23 protein-coding genes, 2 tRNA genes and 1 pseudogene are annotated in these 19,226 nt (G+C 61.9%); 15 read left to right on the forward strand and 11 right to left on the reverse strand.

Annotation, left to right across the window (positions count from 1 at the left end):
* Nucleotides 1-2 precede the first annotated feature (2 nt).
* Nucleotides 3-914 carry a 1,4-dihydroxy-2-naphthoyl-CoA synthase gene (locus NO887_RS04010; protein ID WP_256417182.1) on the reverse strand — a complete coding sequence of 304 codons (912 nt, stop codon included), beginning with the start codon at nucleotides 912-914 and terminating at the stop codon, nucleotides 3-5.
* A gap of 237 nt (nucleotides 915-1,151) precedes the next feature.
* Between NO887_RS04010 and NO887_RS04015 the strand changes: the two genes are divergently transcribed.
* Genes NO887_RS04015 through NO887_RS04025 form a run of 3 tightly spaced genes read left to right on the forward strand, consistent with a single transcriptional unit; the run spans nucleotide 1,152 to nucleotide 3,813 of the window.
* Entirely contained in the window at nucleotides 1,152-2,180 is a 1,029-nt protein-coding gene (locus NO887_RS04015) for an ABC transporter substrate-binding protein (protein WP_256417183.1), read from the forward strand.
* Complete coding sequence (locus NO887_RS04020; protein WP_256417184.1) at nucleotides 2,180-3,004, forward strand: ABC transporter permease; 825 nt, start codon at nucleotides 2,180-2,182, stop codon at nucleotides 3,002-3,004. The genes NO887_RS04015 and NO887_RS04020 overlap by 1 nt, the downstream gene beginning before the upstream one ends.
* A complete protein-coding gene (locus NO887_RS04025; protein WP_256417185.1) occupies nucleotides 2,992-3,813 on the forward strand; it encodes an ABC transporter ATP-binding protein in 822 nt (273 codons plus the stop codon). Before NO887_RS04020 ends, NO887_RS04025 begins: the two co-directional genes overlap by 13 nt.
* A gap of 67 nt (nucleotides 3,814-3,880) precedes the next feature.
* Here the strand turns inward: NO887_RS04025 and NO887_RS04030 are convergent, their stop codons facing one another.
* Nucleotides 3,881-4,051 carry a hypothetical protein gene (locus tag NO887_RS04030; protein WP_256417186.1) on the reverse strand — a complete coding sequence of 57 codons (171 nt, stop codon included), beginning with the start codon at nucleotides 4,049-4,051 and terminating at the stop codon, nucleotides 3,881-3,883.
* Between the two features lie 122 nt (nucleotides 4,052-4,173).
* On the opposite strand from NO887_RS04030, the gene NO887_RS04035 reads away from it, so the two are divergent.
* A complete protein-coding gene (locus NO887_RS04035; RefSeq protein ID WP_256417187.1) occupies nucleotides 4,174-4,350 on the forward strand; it encodes a hypothetical protein in 177 nt (58 codons plus the stop codon).
* 136 nt (nucleotides 4,351-4,486) lie between these two features.
* Entirely contained in the window at nucleotides 4,487-4,885 is a 399-nt protein-coding gene (locus NO887_RS04040) for a helix-turn-helix domain-containing protein (protein WP_256417188.1), read from the forward strand.
* 93 nt (nucleotides 4,886-4,978) lie between these two features.
* Here the strand turns inward: NO887_RS04040 and NO887_RS04045 are convergent.
* The 4 genes from NO887_RS04045 to pyrF form a co-directional block, all read right to left on the reverse strand.
* A tRNA-Pro gene (locus NO887_RS04045) sits at nucleotides 4,979-5,051 on the reverse strand.
* A 92-nt stretch (nucleotides 5,052-5,143) separates the two neighbouring features.
* On the reverse strand, nucleotides 5,144-5,566 hold the full coding sequence (locus tag NO887_RS04050; RefSeq protein WP_256417189.1) for a CHY zinc finger protein: 423 nt from the start codon (nucleotides 5,564-5,566) through the stop codon (nucleotides 5,144-5,146).
* A complete protein-coding gene (gene trmY, locus NO887_RS04055; RefSeq protein WP_256417190.1) occupies nucleotides 5,547-6,173 on the reverse strand; it encodes a tRNA (pseudouridine(54)-N(1))-methyltransferase TrmY in 627 nt (208 codons plus the stop codon). The genes NO887_RS04050 and trmY overlap by 20 nt, the downstream gene beginning before the upstream one ends.
* Nucleotides 6,174-6,369: 196 nt before the next feature.
* Complete coding sequence (gene pyrF / locus NO887_RS04060; protein ID WP_256417191.1) at nucleotides 6,370-7,200, reverse strand: orotidine-5'-phosphate decarboxylase; 831 nt, start codon at nucleotides 7,198-7,200, stop codon at nucleotides 6,370-6,372.
* Between the two features lie 119 nt (nucleotides 7,201-7,319).
* On the opposite strand from pyrF, the gene NO887_RS04065 reads away from it, so the two are divergent.
* Nucleotides 7,320-7,997: a DUF7384 family protein gene (locus NO887_RS04065; RefSeq protein ID WP_256417192.1), complete on the forward strand. Its 678-nt coding sequence runs from the start codon at nucleotides 7,320-7,322 to the stop codon at nucleotides 7,995-7,997.
* Nucleotides 7,998-8,022: 25 nt separating this feature from the next.
* Nucleotides 8,023-8,970: an HhH-GPD family protein gene (locus NO887_RS04070; protein WP_256417193.1), complete on the forward strand. Its 948-nt coding sequence runs from the start codon at nucleotides 8,023-8,025 to the stop codon at nucleotides 8,968-8,970.
* 93 nt (nucleotides 8,971-9,063) lie between these two features.
* Here the strand turns inward: NO887_RS04070 and NO887_RS04075 are convergent, their stop codons facing one another.
* Nucleotides 9,064-9,471 (reverse strand): hypothetical protein, encoded by a 408-nt coding sequence (locus NO887_RS04075; protein ID WP_256417194.1) that lies wholly within the window; start codon nucleotides 9,469-9,471, stop codon nucleotides 9,064-9,066.
* 272 nt (nucleotides 9,472-9,743) lie between these two features.
* On the opposite strand from NO887_RS04075, the gene NO887_RS04080 reads away from it, so the two are divergent.
* From NO887_RS04080 to NO887_RS04115, 8 genes and pseudogenes are all read left to right on the forward strand, one after another.
* Entirely contained in the window at nucleotides 9,744-10,592 is an 849-nt protein-coding gene (locus NO887_RS04080; protein WP_256417195.1) for a DUF8172 family protein, read from the forward strand.
* Nucleotides 10,593-10,840: 248 nt separating this feature from the next.
* Nucleotides 10,841-11,294 (forward strand): annotated as a pseudogene (locus tag NO887_RS04085) (HhH-GPD family protein); the annotation flags it as partial.
* Nucleotides 11,295-11,498: 204 nt separating this feature from the next.
* On the forward strand, nucleotides 11,499-12,191 hold the full coding sequence (gene phoU / locus NO887_RS04090; protein WP_256417196.1) for a phosphate signaling complex protein PhoU: 693 nt from the start codon (nucleotides 11,499-11,501) through the stop codon (nucleotides 12,189-12,191).
* Nucleotides 12,192-12,315: 124 nt separating this feature from the next.
* On the forward strand, nucleotides 12,316-12,723 hold the full coding sequence (locus NO887_RS04095) for an acyl-CoA thioesterase (protein WP_256417197.1): 408 nt from the start codon (nucleotides 12,316-12,318) through the stop codon (nucleotides 12,721-12,723).
* A 93-nt stretch (nucleotides 12,724-12,816) separates the two neighbouring features.
* Entirely contained in the window at nucleotides 12,817-13,056 is a 240-nt protein-coding gene (locus tag NO887_RS04100; RefSeq protein ID WP_256417198.1) for a glutaredoxin family protein, read from the forward strand.
* Nucleotides 13,053-13,586 (forward strand): cob(I)yrinic acid a,c-diamide adenosyltransferase, encoded by a 534-nt coding sequence (locus NO887_RS04105; protein WP_256417199.1) that lies wholly within the window; start codon nucleotides 13,053-13,055, stop codon nucleotides 13,584-13,586. Before NO887_RS04100 ends, NO887_RS04105 begins: the two co-directional genes overlap by 4 nt.
* Before the next feature lie 126 nt (nucleotides 13,587-13,712).
* On the forward strand, nucleotides 13,713-13,994 hold the full coding sequence (locus NO887_RS04110; protein WP_256417200.1) for a DUF7553 family protein: 282 nt from the start codon (nucleotides 13,713-13,715) through the stop codon (nucleotides 13,992-13,994).
* A 104-nt stretch (nucleotides 13,995-14,098) separates the two neighbouring features.
* A tRNA-Val gene (locus NO887_RS04115) sits at nucleotides 14,099-14,173 on the forward strand.
* A 288-nt stretch (nucleotides 14,174-14,461) separates the two neighbouring features.
* Here NO887_RS04115 and NO887_RS04120 read toward each other — a convergent pair.
* The 4 genes from NO887_RS04120 to NO887_RS04135 form a co-directional block, all read right to left on the reverse strand.
* Nucleotides 14,462-15,826: a restriction endonuclease gene (locus tag NO887_RS04120; protein WP_256417201.1), complete on the reverse strand. Its 1,365-nt coding sequence runs from the start codon at nucleotides 15,824-15,826 to the stop codon at nucleotides 14,462-14,464.
* A gap of 179 nt (nucleotides 15,827-16,005) precedes the next feature.
* A complete protein-coding gene (locus NO887_RS04125) occupies nucleotides 16,006-17,097 on the reverse strand; it encodes a beta clamp domain-containing protein (protein WP_256417202.1) in 1,092 nt (363 codons plus the stop codon).
* A gap of 25 nt (nucleotides 17,098-17,122) precedes the next feature.
* Entirely contained in the window at nucleotides 17,123-18,286 is a 1,164-nt protein-coding gene (locus NO887_RS04130) for a hypothetical protein (protein WP_256417203.1), read from the reverse strand.
* Nucleotides 18,287-18,840: 554 nt separating this feature from the next.
* Nucleotides 18,841-19,125 carry a hypothetical protein gene (locus NO887_RS04135; RefSeq protein ID WP_256417204.1) on the reverse strand — a complete coding sequence of 95 codons (285 nt, stop codon included), beginning with the start codon at nucleotides 19,123-19,125 and terminating at the stop codon, nucleotides 18,841-18,843.
* Between the last annotated feature and the right edge of the window lie 101 nt (nucleotides 19,126-19,226).

A 19,226-nucleotide genomic window follows, 5' to 3' on the forward strand; every position in this document is an offset into this window, starting at 1 on the left:
CCTCAGTAGTGCCACGGGTAGTCGCGGAACGCGGGCTCACGCTTCTCTAAGAAGGCGTCTCTGCCCTCTTGGGCCTCGTCTGTCATGTACGCCAGCCGGGTCGCCTCGCCGGCGAACACCTGCTGGCCGACCATGCCGTCGTCGGTCATGTTGAACGAGTACTTTAACATTCGCATCGCGGTCGGCGACTTCTTCGTCATCTCGTCGGCCCACTCGATCGCGACTTCCTCCAGTTCCTCGTGGGGGATCACTTCGTTCACCATCCCCATCTCTTCGGCCTCCTCGGCCGAGTAAGTCTTCCCGCGGAAGAATACCTCGCGGGCCTTCTTCTGGCCGATCTGCTTCGCAAGATACGCCGAGCCGAACCCGCCGTCGAAGGAAGCCACGTCGGGGTCCGTCTGGAGGAACTTCGCGTGCTCGTCGCTCGCGAGTGTGAGGTCGCAGATCACATGCAGCGAGTGGCCGCCGCCGACCGCCCATCCGGGCACGACCGCAACGACAGGCTTCGGCATAAAGCGGATTAATCGCTGCACCTCCAGAATGTGGAGCCGACCGGCGCGGGCCTCCTTGACGAGCGGGTCGTCTTCGTCCCCAGCCTCGTCGCCGTCGCGGTACTCGTAGCCGGAGCCGCCCCGAACCGACTGGTCGCCGCCCGAACAGAACGCCCAGCCGCCGTCCTCAGAAGAGGGACCATTCCCGGTGAGCAGAACGCAGCCGATGTCCGCCTGCTTGCGCGCGTGATCGAGCGCGGCGTACAGCTCGTCGACGGTGCCGGGGCGGAAGGCGTTGCGGACCTCGGGACGGTCGAACGCGATCCGGACGACGGGCACGTCGACGCCGCGGTGGTAGGTGATGTCCTCGAACTCGTCCGTGACCTGTTCCCACGCGTCGGGATCGAATAGCTCTGAGACCATATCCTCCCGTCGGCCGCCGGTGTGATAAACGACGGCGGGTCGGCGCGCTCGCGCCACCGATCGTACAAGTATTGCAGTTACCAAAGACGAGTGTTCGAAAGTATTCAGTCTAGAAAACCGCAGAACAGAGCTTACTAACGCTTTTTTGACGAATTAGAGAATTTTAAATTCGTCACCGAAATCTGTGATTGTTGCTGGTGACGCGAGGGTGTTGACCGCGGAGTCGATACTGCATGTATGTACGACGAACACGCGTCGCCCTCTCGCCGGTCCGTGCTCGCGGCCGCGGGCGGGGCGGCAACTGTCGGCGTCGCCGGATGTCTCGGCGGCGGAGGCGGTAGCGGGTTAGACGATCTGACGGTCGCGCACATGCCGATCTATCCCGATCTCCAGTGGTACGTGATGGAGGGCGAGGGGTACTTTTCCGCGATCGACGCCGAGGTCACGGGCGAGGAGTTCACCGACGGCCCGGCGATCGTGCAGGCGTTCGGCAGCGGTGACATCGACATCGCGATGTTCGGGATCGTGCCGGCGATGATCGTCATCGACCGCGGCATCTCCGCGCAGGTGACCGCGGCGAACATCCGCGAACCGATGGGGATCATGGCCGAGTCGTCGTTCCACGAGACGTTCGAATCCGAGGGTGCAGACGCCTTCGCGACGTGGCGAGAAGAGCGGGGTCGCCCGTTCCGCTTCGGCACGTTCCCGCAAGGGAGCGTCCCCGACGTGTTGCTTCGGTACTGGCTGCAAGAGGTCGGAGTCGATCCGGCGTCGAACAGCGATGTCGAGATTATCGAGATCAACGGGGCAAGTGCGGTCTGGCAGGCGATCGCCAACGATGAGATCGACGGCACGTCGATCATGGAACCCGTGCCGACGATCGCCGAGGCAGAGGGCTCATCCGTCACGATGCTAAGGACCGCGGCGGAGATCCTCCCCGGCCAGCCGGCCGCGGTCACGTTGATGAGCGACGCGGTCCGCGACTCGCCGCTCGCCGCGCAGTTCCTCGAACAGCACGTCCGCGCCACGGAGTTCATCGACGCGAACCCCGACGCGACCGCTCAACACGTCGAGGAGGGGATCGGGATGCCCGCGGATCGAGCCAGACGCGCGCTCGACTCGCCGCTGTCGAACTTTATCACCGATCCCAACGAGATCACCGACGCGACGCAGGTATTCTCTGAGTTCGCGGCCGGTAACGGCCAGATAGACGAACAGCTCTCTACCGACCAAATATTCGATCTCGACATCTACGACTCGCTCTGATGGCGACAGACACCGGCGGAGAGTTCGACGGGACTCCGGACGACGTGAGCGGCACGGGACTGCGCGCCGATCTCGGCCTCGACGACACGCGGCGGCTCCGACGTGGTCTCGGCGGGGTCGTCGGATTCGTCCTGTTGTGGCACCTGGTCTCGCTCGCGACGTCGCCGATCGTGTTGCCGTCGCCGTCTGCGGTCGCGGCGGCGTTCGCCGAGGAACTCGCCTCCGGGACGATGACCACCGCATTGTTTTCGAGCGTCCGTCACTGGCTTCCCGGGACGATCGTCGGAACGGGACTCGGCGTGGGAGCCGGCGTTGCGTTCGGCTGGAGTCGCGTACTCGACGACGTGACGGCCCCGCTGGTCCGCGCGCTCAGACCCGTGCCGCCGCTCGCGCTCATCGGGTTCGCGATAGCGTGGTTCGGCCTCAACCACGCCGGCGCGGCCTTCATCATCGCCGTGGGGGCGTTCTGGATCAACTTCTACGCCGCGTACGGTGCCGTCGAGGGCGTCTCCGAGGACCTCCTCGACGTGGGGCGAACCCTCGGCGTGCGCGGCGACCTCGACATCATTCGGTCGATCGTCCTCCCGGCGTCGCTACCGGGGATCACGACCGGGATCCGCACCGGGCTCGGGCGCTGCTGGATGCTCGTTGTCGCCGCAGAGATATTCGGCGTTCCGGGCGTCGGTCGCGAGATACTGCGCGCGAGCAACAATCTCCTCGTCGACACGTCGATCGCGTACATCCTCGTGTTGAGCGTGATGTACCTCGTTGTCGACGTGGCGTTCCGCGCGGTCCAACGGCGGGTGTTAGCATGGCAGGCGTGAACGGCAGCAGGGACGCGGCCTCGAAAACGAAGGAGAGTCGCGGGAGGGAGACCGGAGTCGTCGTCGACGGCGTCGGCAAGACGTACGGCGGTTCCGGCTCCGGTGAATCCGCCTCGGTCCGCGCGCTCGACGATGTCTCGTTCGCCGTCGAGCGGGGCGAATTCGTCTGTCTCGTCGGTCCCTCTGGCTGTGGGAAGACGACGCTGTTCCGAATTATCGCCGGGCTCATCGACGCGACTGACGGGACGGTTCGACTCGGCGGGATGCCCGTCACGGGGCCGACGACCGACATGGGCGTGGTCTTCCAAGAGTATCACCTGTTTCCGTGGCTCACGGTCGAAGAGAACATCCGGTTCGGCCTCGACCGCACCGACCGCTCCATGGCCGACAAGGACGATCGGGTGACAGAGATGCTCGAACTCGTCGGGCTCACCGACTTCCGCGACGCCTACCCGAAGACGCTTTCCGGCGGGATGAAACAGCGCGTCGCCATCGCGCGAGCGCTCGCCGTCGATCCGGAGTTGTTGTTGATGGACGAGCCGTTCGGCGCGGTCGACGCGCAGACTCGGGAGATGCTTCAGCGCGAACTCCTCGACGTGTGGCAGTCGACCGGCAAGACCGTGCTCTTCGTTACTCACGACGTTTCCGAGGCGGTAACGCTAGCAGATCGGATCGTGGTGATGGCCGCCGAACCGGGACGCGTCCGTGACGTGGTCGATGTCGACGTCGACCGCCCCCGCGAACGCGGTGATCCGGCCTTCGGCAAGCACGTCGCCCACGTCAGAGACCTGATCGGGGCTGGCGAGTAGCCGTCGGTCGGTCGCTGGCCCCTACGTTCGTTTCGTCCGCTGTGCTTCTAGCCCGACACCTGTCCGCTCAGTCGTCGTCGGTGTCGCCTCTCATCGCGCGTTCCAATTCGTCCATTCGGGACCGGATCACCGACAGTGTCGCGTCAGCGTCGGCGTATCCCTCCTCGTAGTCGTCCAGCGCGGACGCGGCCTCGTCGAGGAACTGCTCGACCGCCGTCTCGATCGGTTCGTCGCTCATGATTCCGGTATCGGTCCCCGATGGGTTATACCTCCCGACCGAGAAAGCAGTCACTCGGTGTGATTGTATAGAACACACATTCCTATCAATGGATCCATGGACGGACCCGGAGGTGGTCGGTGATGGCGGCGCGGACCCTCATACAGACGACGGTCGTCCTGCTGCTCGTCGATCGGATCGGGCGAGAAGTCGACGGCCTCGAATCACGACTGTCGAAGCGAGGCTCAACGAGTGAGTGCTCGACGTTCAAACAGCGGTCCAGTGCGGCGATTCTGCCGCCGAGGGAACACCCAATCTGAGTACTCTATCTCCGATTCACGCGATCGAAGTCGTCGGTTCTCCGTGCGTCGGCTGAATCGGTTATTAGAACACGACATAATTGTGTTATCCACACACAAGCCTTTTAGGCACGCACTGCGTACTCGGTATAAGACAATGCCAGACTCCCTATCGGAACAGCTCCAGAGCGACATGCAGTGTGAAGGGCTTTTGGAGTGTTTTCACGGGCTCAAGCCGCTCGATCGGGAGTGTTTTTCCGTCCTCGTCGAGAGCGGCGAGCCCATGACTATCGACGCCGTCGCCGAGGAAGTCGACCGCGAGCGCTCGACCGCGTATCGATCGGTCCAGCGGCTCCTCCAGACCGGCTTCATCACCAAAGAACAGATCAACTACGACCAGGGCGGCTACTATCACGTCTACTCGCCGACCGACCCTGAAAAGATCACGAGCGAGATGCAGCGCATGCTCAACGACTGGTACGCGAAGATGGGCCAACTCATCCAGGAGTTCGAAGAGAAGTACGATCAAACCGAGTCGCCGCAGGCGACGAGCTAACGCGGAAAAACGGGCTCGTTCTGAAATTCCTCCACAAACGCGGGGGCCGAATGCAGGAGTTGGGACTGTCAGAGAGCGAAAATGCGGGAGAAGTGGGCCGGCACGAATTTGAATCGTGGTTACGGCCACCCGAAGGCCGAAGGATACCAAGCTACCCCACCGGCCCGCACTCGTGGGAAGGCCGTTGGACGGTTTAATCTTTCCGAAAGCCAAGACGAGCGACGGCCACACTCGAAGACACAAGTCGCGCGCGCTCGCTCAGATGTCGAAATACCGGTCCGCGTGTGCTCGACAGCCGGGATTGAACGCGACGCCACAGCGAGGGCAGGCGTCGTCCGTGTCGAGGTACGCTCGGACCGACAGCCTCGCTCGGCAGCGTCCGCACAACACTGCGGGCTCGTCGAACCGATCGCGAGGCCACGGTTCGGCCGTGTGGTCCGTCGCCGCGTCGTGACACGCGTCACAGGGGTAGTACGTCCCACAGCAACCGAACCGGAGCGCGACAACGTCGACGGCCGAGTTCCAGTGCGCACACCGCGTCTCGTGGTCGACCGCGACGCCTCGAAGGGGAACGGCGAACCGATCGTCCGTGTCGGGCGCGGTCGTCGTCCGGCGCTCTCGGTCGCCGTCGGCGACTGCGTCGCCGCCGTCACCTTCGCTATCAGTACGACTCGTATCCATCGGTGTCGAGCCAGTTGTGCGCGACGGCGATCGTATCGTCGGCGTGGAGCAGTTTCGGGCCGACCCGGACCCGACGCTCCGCGGCGGCCGCGATCGACTTGGATTCCTCGTCGGTGAAGTCTCGGTGATCAGAGAGCACGAACACGGGATCAGTCGGGGGCTCGACGTCGACGAGCGGATCGCCGTCCTCGTGGAGTTGGACGACCGTCACCTCGGCGTCGGATCCGTCACTCGCCGTCCCGCCGCCCGCGATCCGGTCGAGCGTGGCGTCGAGCCCCATCCGTCGAAGTTCGACGCCGGGAGAGACGTCGGCGGGCATGTGACCGATCGCGTCCGGCTTCGCGGCGAGCGCGTCCCGAACGCGAGCGGCGACGTTTCGCTCGTCGGGGTGGAGGTGCCGGAGCGTGTCGGCGTCGAAGGTGACAGTGAATTCGTCGGCGACAACGAGGTGGACTCGAACCGACTCCCGGATGTCGTGCGAGAGGAAGACGCCGGTCGAGACACACCGACACAACAGGTCGAGCCGTCCCGCGCCGGGGATATCGGACAGCGAGATCGCGTCCGGGTCGGTCGGGACCTCGTGGCCGACGACGACGAACTGGCGCATACGCGGGGGTCGACCCCGACGCTGATAAGCGGTCCGACCCGACTGCCCGCATGAGCCTCACCGGAGTATGTCAGATCTGCGAGGCAGAAGTCGCGAAACACGGTTGTCCGGGCTGCGGAAGCGCCGTCTGCGACGATCACTGGCGCGCCGATATCGGAGTCTGCACCGCATGTGCGGCGGGGCGACAGCAGTAGATCTACCGATACCGATTCAATCGCTTCTTGAGGCGCTTCGCCGAGTCGCCGGCGGCTCCGACGTACGTCGCCTCGTCGTCCGGGCGACTCGACTCCTCGCCGGCAAAGATGATCCCGCGAGACGAATTTACCAACCCGACATCGACGGGTGCGTCCGGTCGGGCGGCGAGGCCGTGGTCGACCGCGGCCTCCGCGTCGCCGCCCTGTGTCCCGACGCCGGGGACGAGAAACGGGATCTCGGGGACGATCTTGCGCACCTCCGCGAGTTCCTCGGGAGCAGTCGCGCCGACCACGAGCCCGACGTTGTCGTTCGCGTTCCACACGTCCGCGAGGGCCGCGACGCGCTCGTAGAGCGGCTCGCCGGAGGCGAGTTCGAGGTCCTGAAGGTCTTCGCCGCCGGGGTTCGACGTGCGGCAGAGCACGAATACGCCCTTGTCGGCGCGGTCGAGGAACGGCTGCAGCGAGTCGCGGCCGAGATACGGGTTCACCGTGATCGCGTCCGCGTCGTCGAGCGCCTCGGCGTAGCGCCGGGTCGTGTTGCCGATGTCGGCGCGCTTGGCGTCCAAGAGGACCGGAACGCCTTTTCCGTGGGCGTAGGCTATGGTCTCTTCGAGCGCACGCCAGCCGTCGGCGTCCTCGTAGAACGCCGCGTTCGGCTTGTAGCAGGCGGCGTGCTCGTGGGTCGCGTCGATGATCCGGCGGTTGAACGCCCACCGCGGGAGGTCGGCGTCGGCGACGAACTCGGGGAGTCGGTTCGGGTCGGGATCGAGCCCGACCGAAACGACGCTGTCGACGGCCGCGATCCGGTCCGCGAGCGACTCGAAGAAGCTCATGCCCGGTGGTGCGAGCGGGGAGCCGCTAAGCGTTGCGTTCCACGCGCCGCACGGTGGAGCAGGGTCGCGATCGGACTGGCAGCCGCAACGCCGAAACCGGTGGCCGACCACGACCGGATATGAGCTTCGCCGACTGCTTCGAGCGGGCCGCCGTCCGCGACGTGACCGCGGAGGCGATACGGGCGGCGGTCGCGGACCATCGAGCGAACAGAAGAGAAGGCGGCAACCAGACGGGACGCGGCGACGGAACCGAGGCCAACGGGGACTCTCCGTCGGACGAAACCGAGGCCAACGGGGACTCTCCGTCGGACGATCACGAGCCCGGTCCGGCGCGTGTAGTCGCCGACGCCGACGTGCTCGCGGCGGACCTCCTCGTCGGCGGGAGCGTGCGAGACGCGCTCGATCGGTTGCGGGCGCACTCGTGGACGACGCTCGTCGCGAGCGATCCACTGCTCGACGACGCGGCGGCGGTGATCGCCGACCTCGCGGATGCCGGCCTCGCGCGCGACTGGCGAGAGGCGGTCGAATCGTGGCGCGAGCCGGTCGCGCATCCCGCGGGCGACCACCCGGCGCTGGCGTCGGCCTATCACGGCGGGGCGATGCACGTCCTGAGCCTCGATTCGTCGCTCACGGGACCGCGCGCCGCGGCGGGGCTGCGCGACCGAATGCCGGTGAGCGTCAGGGAGCCGCGCGCGTTCGCGACCGTCTTCGCTCCCGATCGACTCTATCCCGAGGTCGTCGGCGGAGAGTATCCCGGCCCCGATCGCGACCCGCGGTCGCTCGAACCGGTAGGGTGAAACGAGCCCGCGCCCGAGCGTGCCCATGAGCGACACGGACTCCTCGTCGGCGCTCCGCGAGGGCGACGCCCCCGGACTGTCGGCCGACCTCGACGCGGTCCGCGAGGCCCTCGTGGAGTGGTACGAGGCAGACCACCGCGAGTTCCCGTGGCGGCGCACAGAGGACCCCTACGCGATCCTCGTCAGCGAGGTGATGAGCCAGCAGACGCAGCTCGACCGCGTCGTTCCGGCGTGGGAGGACTTCCTCGAACGGTGGCCGACGGCCGCCGACCTCGTCGACGCCGACCGCGCCGACGTGGTCGCGTTCTGGTCTGGCCACTCGCTCGGCTACAACAACCGCGCGACGTATCTCCACGAGGCCGCAGAGCAGGTCGAAACCGAGTACGACGGCTCGTTCCCCGAGTCGCCCGGGGAGCTACAGGAGCTGATGGGCGTCGGCCCGTACACCGCCAACGCGGTCGCCTCCTTCGCGTTCAACGCCGGCGACGCGGTCGTCGACACCAACGTGAAGCGGGTGCTTCACCGCGCGTTCGCCGTGCCGGACGACGACGCTGCGTTCGAGCGGGTCGCAGACGGGTTGATGCCCGCCGACGTATCTCGGGTGTGGAACAACGCGATCATGGAACTCGGCGGCGTCGCCTGCGGGAAGAAACCGCGGTGCGACGAGGAGGGATGCCCGTGGCGCGAGTGGTGTCACGCCTACCAGACCGGCGACTTCACCGCGCCCGACGTGCCCACGCAGCCGAGTTTCGACGGGAGCCGCCGGCAGTTCCGTGGTCGAATCGTTCGTGCTCTTTCGAACCACGATGAACTCACACTCGATGAGCTTGGGCCTAAGATTCGTGTAGACTATTCACCGGATGGGGAACACGGTCGAGAGTGGTTGGAAGGACTTCTGACTGATCTGGCCGAGGATGGCCTTCTCGATGTCGAAGGATCAGATGACAGGACGGTAGCGAAGCTCAGTGAGTAATAGAGTCTACTGGCTCTGTTGAAATCCTATTCTTCAGACATAAACTATTCTGAAACAGCCAGTCACTGAAGAGTGCGTATTGAGCGATATTGGTCAACGGACGTGTTGTGACCACACTCGTCGGGCGCGTCCATCGAATACTGCTATAACGAGCCCAAGAGAGCAAAAGAATCCGAGCCCTCCAACGGATAACCAGAGTCGGTAGAGTGTAGTGACGAGGAATAAATAGACGGCCAAACCGAGAGAGACGGATGTCAACAAGGCGAACGTCACTGCTTTCCAACTGGGAGATTCGTCACGGAAGTACCTGTACGCATTTGTCGTAAGCACAACGAGAGAGGCCCAGCCTGCCGCAAGCACGGTAAACCAAAGAAGACCGATGAGGATGAGAACTGAACCAACTGTCCCCTGAAACCCGAAACCTACAATGGTTCCGCAAAGCAGGAAAAGATAGAAACCTACTACGAATTCTTCAAGAGCACTGATTGACGATTCAGCCATACTGACTTCATTTAATCATTACTACATAATTGCTGGGGATGAAAGATTCATACTACTGTTTTCGAACTACCCCTCCTGAATCAATTAATAGGTGAATTCCCTGTACTGAGCGGTTGAGAGGGCAAAACCATCAACTGATGAGGAGTTCAACAAAGCTAGTCTACTGCAGTGGATCTCGCCTCCAAGCATCCCTACGTCGATAGCCTGCTGTCAAGGCCGGAACTGCGTGGATGTAGTGTGTTTTAATTCGGTCTGTCTCCTACGCTGCTGGGATGACTGCCCGCGTCTATTACCATCATCCCGAAGATACTCACTATTCTCTCGCGTACGTCACTCAAGACAGGGATGAGATAACGACGTCCGGGCAAGATGCGATCATTGAGCGCTACGATCTCGACGAGGAGTTCTTCGTGCTGTATACGAACCGAGGGGCGAGCGGTACGGTCGAGGACCTTGACTACGAGTTCGAAGACGTACTCGACGAGATGTCACCGCAGGACCGGACGATCACGGTGCGGTTGCTTCAGATATTCGAGGAGATCGTCGAGGAAAAAGAGCTGGAAGAGGAAGCGAAGCTCGAAATTTACAAGCAGATCGAATTAGAGCGGATTCCCGACGCTATCGCACGCGTCCATTGGACCGGTACCGCCGTCGATGTCGCAGGGCAGCTTATGTCTACGCTGATTCTGAAACACGCGCTACCCAACGCGAATCACCGGACATCGATCAGTATGGCTCAGTGGTACCTAGAGAGCATCGAAACCGGGTTCTCGTTTCCTGACTTTGCGACCGAAGCGTACGACTGGAAGACGTGGGTCAACGAGTACATTATCGAATCGAAGCGGCTTCTCACGGTTCGGCGGAACACGACGGCGTTCTCGTTACTCTCTGAGTGGGGGTGTGACACCGTCGTACGGAAGAACGGCATCGAGATCGTTCTTGCAGAGTACGATCTCGATTTTACTCGCTCAGAAGCGTACGCGCACTATGGGGCTGTGCACACTGAACTCTGTACGGACTTCCTCACCGAATCCGTCACCCGTGCTGGACACGACGAACTCCTCAGTACCGAAGGTATTGGCAATGCGGAGTTCGTCTCGTTCCTCGAAAAGGCAGAATAACCGCGTTAGTCCTGAAGGTCCGCGACGGTGCTCCCAAGCTCCCGGGCATATTCGCTCTCGCTTACGTCATACCGCTCTTCTAGAGAGCGGAGTTGTTCTTGGAAGGTCATCGTTGGAGCCTCCAGATGGGCCTATTCTAACTGAGGCGGTTCTCGCATAAGAACCTTTCCCGACTGCCGAGGATCGGGTTCAGAATATCAAAACGGCCGAATCGACAGTTCACGTTCACCTTGACTGGGAACCGTTCTTACCGAGCGTTTGCGGAAATCCATAATGCGGGCGATCCGGACTACGAAACCGTAGCGAACGCCCTCATGCCGGCTGGAGAGACCAGAATCTGGAACAACGCGATTATGGAACTAGGTGGCGCGCCTGTGGGAAACAACCACGGTGTGACGAGGCTAGTTGTCCCTTGCGCGAGTGGTGTCACGCCTACCAGACCGGTGACTTCACCGCGCCCGATGTGCCCACCCAGCCGGGCTTCAAGGGAAGCCGTCGGCAGTTCCGCGGGCGGATCGTTCGCGTCCTCGGTGAACATGACGATCTGGAACTGGACACCTCGGCCATCGGATCCGCATGGACTACGCTCCCGACGGTGAGCACGGGCGAGAGTGGCTTCGAGGACTACTCACGGATCTGGCCGACGTCGGACTGATCAAGGTCGAAGAACGCAGCGGAGAGACGGTCGTCCGGCTCCGATAGCGGTCGCGTACCGCACGGTCGCATTCGACGGCAGCGACACGAATAGGGCGTGACCGCGCGCGTGTCGATCCAGCGTACCTGAGGACTACATTTCGCTATTGTGACCTCTGATCTCATGGCTTCGTCTCCCGATTTTCGGGTCGCATTGATGCGATCGTCGGCGACGTGTTTTTGTACGTCGGGCGTGCGAACTACGCTAACACAATGCCACGCGAACAGTACCAGACGAAGTTGGAGGAACTCCGCGACGACGTGCTTTACATGAGCGAGGTCGTCGCCGAGCGGCTCCGGATGGGTCTCGACGCCCTCGAACAGCGGGACGACGAACTGGGGGACGAAGTCATCACGGGCGACGCCGAGATCAACGACCTCTATCTCGAACTCGAAGGGGCGTGTACGGACCTGATCGCGCTCCAGCAGCCGGTCGCGGGCGACCTGCGATTCATCGCCGCCTCGTTCAAGATCATCACGGATCTCGAACGGATCGCCGATCTGGCGACGAATCTCGGCGAGTACGCGAAGGCGGCCGAGCGAGAGGTGTTCCCGGACGTCGATGTCCAACGCATCGGTGACGACACGCTCGACATGCTTAACGAGGCGATGGCCGCGTACGCGGATTCGGATCCTGACCGCTGCTACGCGGTCGCCAACGCCGACGACGAACTCGACGCCGCCTGCGAAGCTGCAAGCGACCTAGTTGTCCGCGATCTCATCGAGCGCGACGACCTCCGAGCAGCCGGCGACGGTGACAGCGACGACGACACCGAGGCCACGATGCAGAACGTCTCTCGACTCCTGTTGACGATCCGTGATCTCGAACGCGTCGGCGACCACGCGGTCAACATCGCCGCGCGCTCGCTGTACATGATCGAGAACGACGACGAACTGCTGTACTGACTACTGACGGCGTAGACGAGCGCGCAGTGTTGTGATCGGCTCTCCCCGACGACACTCGGCTCCCTGTGCCCGACGGCCCGGCTCGACCCGACGGCTACATATTTCGCGCCGCGTTGGGTCGCGTATGACGGTTCACACCACGGAGATCGAGGTCCGTTTTCGCGACATCGACGCGCTCGGCCACGTCAACAACGCCGTGTACGCGACGTACATCGAGCAGGCCCGGACGGCGTACTTTCGCGACGTGCTCGACGCCGACCTCTCGCGGGCGTCGACGGTCCTTGCCTCGACATCGTTCGACTTTCGGCGGTCAGTCGAACTGACCGACAAGACGGTGACCGTGAAAAGCGTCGTCGACGAGATCGGCCGAACCAGCGTCTCGATGAGCTACGAGATTCGGATCGGGAGCGACGACGGCGACCTCGCCGCGGAAGCGGAGGCGACGATCGTCAGCCTCGATCCGGAGACCGGGGAGCCGACGCCCGTCCCCGAACCGATGCGGGCGAAAATGACGGCGTATCACGACCTCTGATACCACTTCACCATCACCAGCACGATTCGCTACCAGTTTTCTGTCACCCCCACGACACCCATCTTCTTGCCGTCGGACACCGATTAATCTCGTATGTCCATTCGACTGTACGCGCTCGACGGATGTCCGTGGTGTGAGAAGGCGGCCGACGCGCTCGACGCCGCGGGCGTCGAGTACGAGACCGAGTGGGTCGACGCGCTGCACTCCGACCGCGACGAGGTCAAGCGGGTCAGCGGCCAGCGCGGCGTCCCCGTCATCATCGACGAGGAGCGCGGCGTCACCATGTCTGAAAGCGCGAACATCGTCGAGTACGTCGAGAAGAGCCTCGCATGACGATCTACACCGGCCGCGGCGACGAAGGAGAGACGGACCTCAGAGATATGAGCCGCGTCTCGAAGGCTAGCCTCCGGATCGAGGCGTACGGAACCGTCGACGAGGCGAACGCGCTGATCGGTACGGTGCGCCCGACCGGCCACGACGACCTCGACGACCTGCTGGAGACGGTGCAAAACCACCTCCACGTGGTGCAAGCCGACCTCGCGAACCCCGATCCGGACCCCGACGACCCGGCAGTGACGAGCGACCTCGTCGAGACACTCGAAGACCGGATCGACGCGTTCGACGAGGAGTTGGAACCGCTGCGGTCGTTTATCCTCCCCGGCGGCGGCGAGGTCGGCGCTCGGCTCCACCACGCGCGGACCGTGACCCGGCGTGCCGAGCGCCGGACGGTCGAACTCGCCCGATCAGAGCCCATAAACGAGACGGTCGTCACCTACCTCAATCGTCTTTCAGATCTTCTGTTTACCCTCGGGCGGGTCGCCAACGCTCGCGACGGCGAGCCCGAGGAGTCGCCGTCGTACTGAGCGGCCGTTCGCCGGCTGAGCCGCCGCACGTCGATCATCACTGCGAGCGGACACCGTCCACGCGAGCGTCTCGCTCCCGTGTCGCTCGCCACAAGGGCTTTATCTGTCCTTCGCTAAAGGGCAGATATGAGCAAGCACTTCGAAGACGCACGATACTACCTCGGTCGCGCGGCCGAACACGCGAAGGCGGGCGTGAAAGAGGAGCTGGAGCCGGTCGAAGCGCGGGTGAAGGAGCTGGTGGGACGAGAGGAGGACGAACCGGAGCCCGAGCCGTCGCGGCTCGACCGGATCCAAGCCGACCTCAAGGAGTTGGAGGAGCGTGCAGAGGGTGAAGCCCGCGAAGCAGTGGCGTCGGCGCGCGAGCGCGTGAAAGAGTACCGCGGCCACGACGCGGCGGCAGACGAGTAGGCCTGTTTTCTGCGGGTGGGTCTCGGCGAGCCGTCCCGCTCACGAGGCGTGACTCCGGTATAAAGTAACCCTTAAGTCGCGAGGTCGGATACCTCGACACGAGCGGGTTGGTGGTCTAGCCAGGTTATGACGGCTCCTTCACACGGAGCAGGTCGGCGGTTCGAATCCGCCCCAACCCATACGTAGTACGCACGGACTGTAACCGTACGATTTCTTCCGCTTCAAGCTCGCTAGTGCCCGAATCGCAATTTCGGGCCGCGTTTTCGGGGGGTCGGAAACTTCCTAACTCAACCGGTCGTCGTATGCTGGTCGCCTCCGTCCGGGAATCCGGTTATATGACTCGGATCGATGCATAAGTATCTGGTGCCGTCGCGGACCTCCGCGCGCGCCGGTCAAGACGCTCACTCTGAAGAGATCTGACTGTTCGGCACCGGCTACCTCGAAAGCGAACGCGGCAGGGGAATCAGTCAGAGACCGCCGATACTGAGGAGCACCCCGAGCAAGACGAGGACGACGACGGAGATTGCTCCAGCGGCGAGCGGCGTGTTCTCCATCGCCTTCTCGTAGAACGGCATCGCTTCGTACTCCTCGTGGAACGCGTCTCGGTTCTCGTCGTCGTAGAAGTACTTCGTCTTGAACGCGAAGCGCTCGGTCACCGCGCACCCGGTACAGACGGGCGTTCCTTCCAGACGCTCTGTTCTGATGTGCGAGTCACAGTTGACGCTCCCGCAGTTCGCACAGTACGTGTAGTCGTTATCGGTGCCAGCTGTATCGCAGTGAACGCACCGGTGAATCCCGTCCTCACTCGTCACGCGTGACGGCCCCGCGATAAAGTACTCGTACGGGTACGTGTACTCTCCCAGGTCGGTCGTGTGCCGAACCTGCGGGAGGTACACCGGCTCGATCGATTGGACTGAGACGTCGGACCGCTTCGGCTCGCACGTCTTCGTGTACGTGACGTTGTTGTCTCCCGTGTAGGAGACCGTCACCGTGTGGCGTTTTCTGACCCGGTCGACGGCCCAGTCCTTGTACTCGGTCTGCGTCTGCCCGAACCGTCGCTCTTCGACCGCGTCGAACTGATCTTCGAACCGGTCCGCGTCGAGCTCGACGGTCGCGTGGAGGTTCTCTGTCACGAGGTTCGAGACGTCACCGGTCGCGGTCTCCGGGTGGCCGCGTTCGGCGTGGACGACGAACCGGGACCGGTCGTTGACGCGGTGAATCACGCCGACCGACGTCTCGAACACCGCGTTCGTGTCCGCGGTCACGGCGACGACCGGTCGGAACGTGACGCGAGAGTGCGGCGCGGGGAGGTCCGCCGACTCGATGTTGTCGATGTCTTGGAACGCTTCCTCGACGGGTGCCGTCACCGACGTCGCCGGGTCGAACGGTCGAAGCGTCTCGTCACACAGAATCTCAATCCGACCGTTGTACAGGTCCAGCCCGATGTCGTCCGCGATCTCGCGCAGGTCCTCGCCGTCGATCAGCTCGATCGGGTACGGGTCGTCGTTCCGCCGGAGCCGCTCGGCGTACTCGACGGCCGGGCCGGTGAACCGACCGGTTGTCGCCACCATCCCGCGCTTCGGCCCGTCGAACTCGAACGTCGCAATCGCCGAGTGTAGCTTCTGGACCACCGGCCGCCCGACCGTCTCCGTGTGCTTACACTCGACGACGACGCCGCGCCGCGTCCCGTCAACGACCTCTTCCATCAGGACATCGCGGCCCTCGTCGGCCGTGCGTTCCGCCTGCCGGACGTTCTCGTACCCGAGGTTCCGGAACACGTCCTCCATCACATCCTCGAACTCGAATCCGGAGAGGTCATCGAGGACAGGCATTACGCGTGTGCCAATTGTGTCAGTCGCGCGGCAATAGCTCTATTGAAACTCTCCAAGTAAGCAACGGCCCGACGAACACGCGCCGAAGGTCTATCACGAAATCCCTTGGTCGCCTTCTGATTGATATATCTCCGTAAATCGGGAGATCAGAGACTTCTTCGAACCATCGCCATCACGTCTCACCCGACCTCGTCATACCGCTTAGCAGAATATACAGTCAGGTTGCCTCCTTCGACAGGACCCTCCGTCTGGTACGTGAGGTGGCGAGTACCGATTCTCAAGGTCACGGGCATAGCGGAAGGAACACGCGGCGTAATATCTCGAAGTCGGGCGACGGGAATCGTGAGCGTCTCGACTGAGTTACCGACACTTTCCGGCTGACGAACAGCGTGAGAATAAGAGAACGCGTCTTGACTCTTCTTGCCTTCCGCAGCGAACTCAACGAACTGAGTTACCGGGTCGAACTGTACCTGTACTTCTGGCCCGATCAAGTCGGCGACTTTGATATCGCGGTCAAACACCCTATTCGGGAGCGAGCACTCACAACACTCTCCCGTCGAAAGACGGTTGTACACGCGGTGAGCCAACTGTTCTGCTAGTACAGGGAATCGGTACGTAAGTCCAGCAGATCGCATAGCGATCTTGGACTTCGGCGTCTCTGGGGGAAAGGAAACACTCACCTCCTCGGTAGCTCCCGCACGTATGAAGTAGTCAAGACCTTCGAGTTCCGCCCAGTACGACCCTGTTACCCCGTCGGTAGAACGTATTGCGGTATCCGTTGGGAGTGAGTAATCGAGATACGCGACCTTGTCCTCCGAACACGCTCGTAAACGAATCTTCTCTTCGTCAATATCGATGCGGCATTCACCGTCCTTCCTGATAGCCAATACGAGCCGAACGATCTCTCGAAGCGCGTCTGCGGAACATTCGAGCGGCATTACCGGGTCTCGATGGTAAGTTAACGCGTCGGGAATGGTCGGACCGTTCAATGCGAGATTGTGAACCACTTCTAACAGCTCGTTTTGCGTCGTGTCGATGTCGACCCCTGCTTTCGGCGACGGGACCGTGTCCACGATAGTATACAGGTTGTACAACAGCACCGACATTTGGACGTAAAACGCCTTCACCTGCGGTTTGTCGCTGTCCGTTGCGAGATCGAACCTGTTTTCCGCCATTCGAAAGACGGGTTCTATTTTCGCACGCTGATTGTACTGGAAATTGATCTTCGTGATCAGTTTATCCTGTTTTGTTTTTTCCTCCGGGATCTCCATGTCGGTGTAGAAAGCCCGGACGGGTTCAGGTGTCCGCCTGTTCGTCAGCGCCTGAGTACCCGATGAGCTTGACAGCCGGTGTCAAGTCAGCGTACCCGGCGTTCTTCTGAACAGTTGTGCCACCGGGTTCGAGGTCAGCGCGAAGGCGTGCGTAGTCAGAGTTCTCCCCCACAGAATCGCTATCATCTTGTGCGCAGATCACCCACTCGTTCGGAACGAACGCCCGGCAGGCCTTGACGTCTTCACGCCCGTCAAATCCGCGGTCAAGCATGAACCGCTTCACCTCAACCATCTCCGTGAGAGACCGTAGGAAATTCTTCAGAACTCGTGCGCGCTGTGATTCGGATTTGAGCAGTCGTAATCCGAACGAGAAATCGAGGTCCGGGTCGGTGAACGCGAGCGATGCGAATCGCCACCGACCGTCCTCCGTTTTGAATGCCTGATCGTCTGTCTCGATCCCGGGATTCTGAACATCAGTTAGATCGTACGACACCATGACTGGTTCAGACACCACGCCCGAACCGAGCACGTACTTCAGCAGCGCTTGGTTAACATCATCGAACATCTCACTCACTTTCCACCGGTGAAGCCCCTCTAGGTGCGTCCAGATCGTTGACCCGCTAAGCGCCGGATGAAGATCAAACGCATGGTGCGCGGTTCGTTCGTAATCGGTGATGCTCTCCCCGTGACGTGCGGCGTACGCGAACACCCCGAGCAAGCTCCGTAACTCACGCGACTTGTTCTCCTCGCGGTGAAGCGAGAGGTTCTCAACGACGATCTGGATCAAGTCTTCGACGAGGTTGTACAACGCCAATTGCCGCGCTCCGTCCGAGAAGTCAGTCGCTGCCGGCCCGGCATCGTAATCGAGCTGATACCGTTCCAGCACAGTCTGTGGGATTGGGACCCCATTCCAGAACAGCGCGTGTACCGCAACGAAGCACGCATCGCGCACCGTCTGGAATCCAGCAGTTGTCTTCAGGGTTTTCGCGGCTTTACGATACGTTGACTGTTCACGTGACCCGCGTAACCCGAACTGTTCGAGCTGTGCGGTCGAATACTGCCCGATGTAATCAGCGAGATCCTCGTACGTGTCGAGACCACGCGCCAGTTGAATCAGTAACGCGCGCAACTTGTAGAGTTCAACCCTCTCCGTCGGAGCTCCGACCGTTTGTAACGCAAGCTCGGTCACGTCACACAATGCTTCATCGAAAATCGCATCCACGGATCCTTCCCGATCTGACCAATCGCTGTTGGTGTCACCCCTGTTTTCTTTTGCGAGTACAACGAGCAACGGTTCCAGTAGCTCAACCTCTTTGCGGCCGTTTACGGTCGAAATCGAGACGTCTTTTGTCGCTTCTGAATTAAACGACGCAAACTCACTGACCACCTCTTGTCGTGAGTGCCGTGTTTCCTCGGCAAACTCATCTTGGTGTGTGCCCATTTCCCTACAATACTAAATCTCGAAACCACTCACGGATAAACCCTCGTCGTGAGAATTCATTCAATCCGATAATCAGTACTTCCCATGTACACGAACACACTGCCCCTAACATATCCCGCTTACAGGCCTGTAACTACCATTCACTCAATTTAAATACACGAAGTACCGGGCTTATCCCGAAAAATGAGTAGTTAAAGGCACTGAAAACTCCAATTCCGATTATATCCATGTGAGTTGGGAAACGACCTCGCTCAGGGAGTCGGGTCTGGAACCAGAGCAACCGGATCCCCGGGGATTGGCGGCTACGGCTCGAACGATACACCGACTCCGTCAGCGATCGCTTCAAGATCCGACTTCCGGAAGCTAGAGTCGTCAGCCGCTTCCGGTGACTCTGCGACACCGACGTGCGCCCGGATCAGTCGGCGCATCTGCGATTTTGACGGTCGCCCTGCCGCGCCGACATCGATTCCGAGTGCCTCGCAAATTGCTCGCAGCTCTTCCTTCGTGAACGACGCCTTGACTTCCCGTTCGAACCTCCCTGTCGCCGCTCGAATCTCGTTTCTAAGTTCCTGGACGGTCAGACTCATGACTCTCCACACTTCTCACACCCCCTCAAAGTTCCTACTCAGTTGCGATGGCCTCTACAAGGGGGTTGAAAGGGGCCTTACTACAGAGAGCTGAGGGGGCC

The sequence above is a fragment of the Halorubrum laminariae genome (genome assembly GCF_024494655.1).
GTDB lineage: Archaea > Halobacteriota > Halobacteria > Halobacteriales > Haloferacaceae > Halorubrum > Halorubrum laminariae.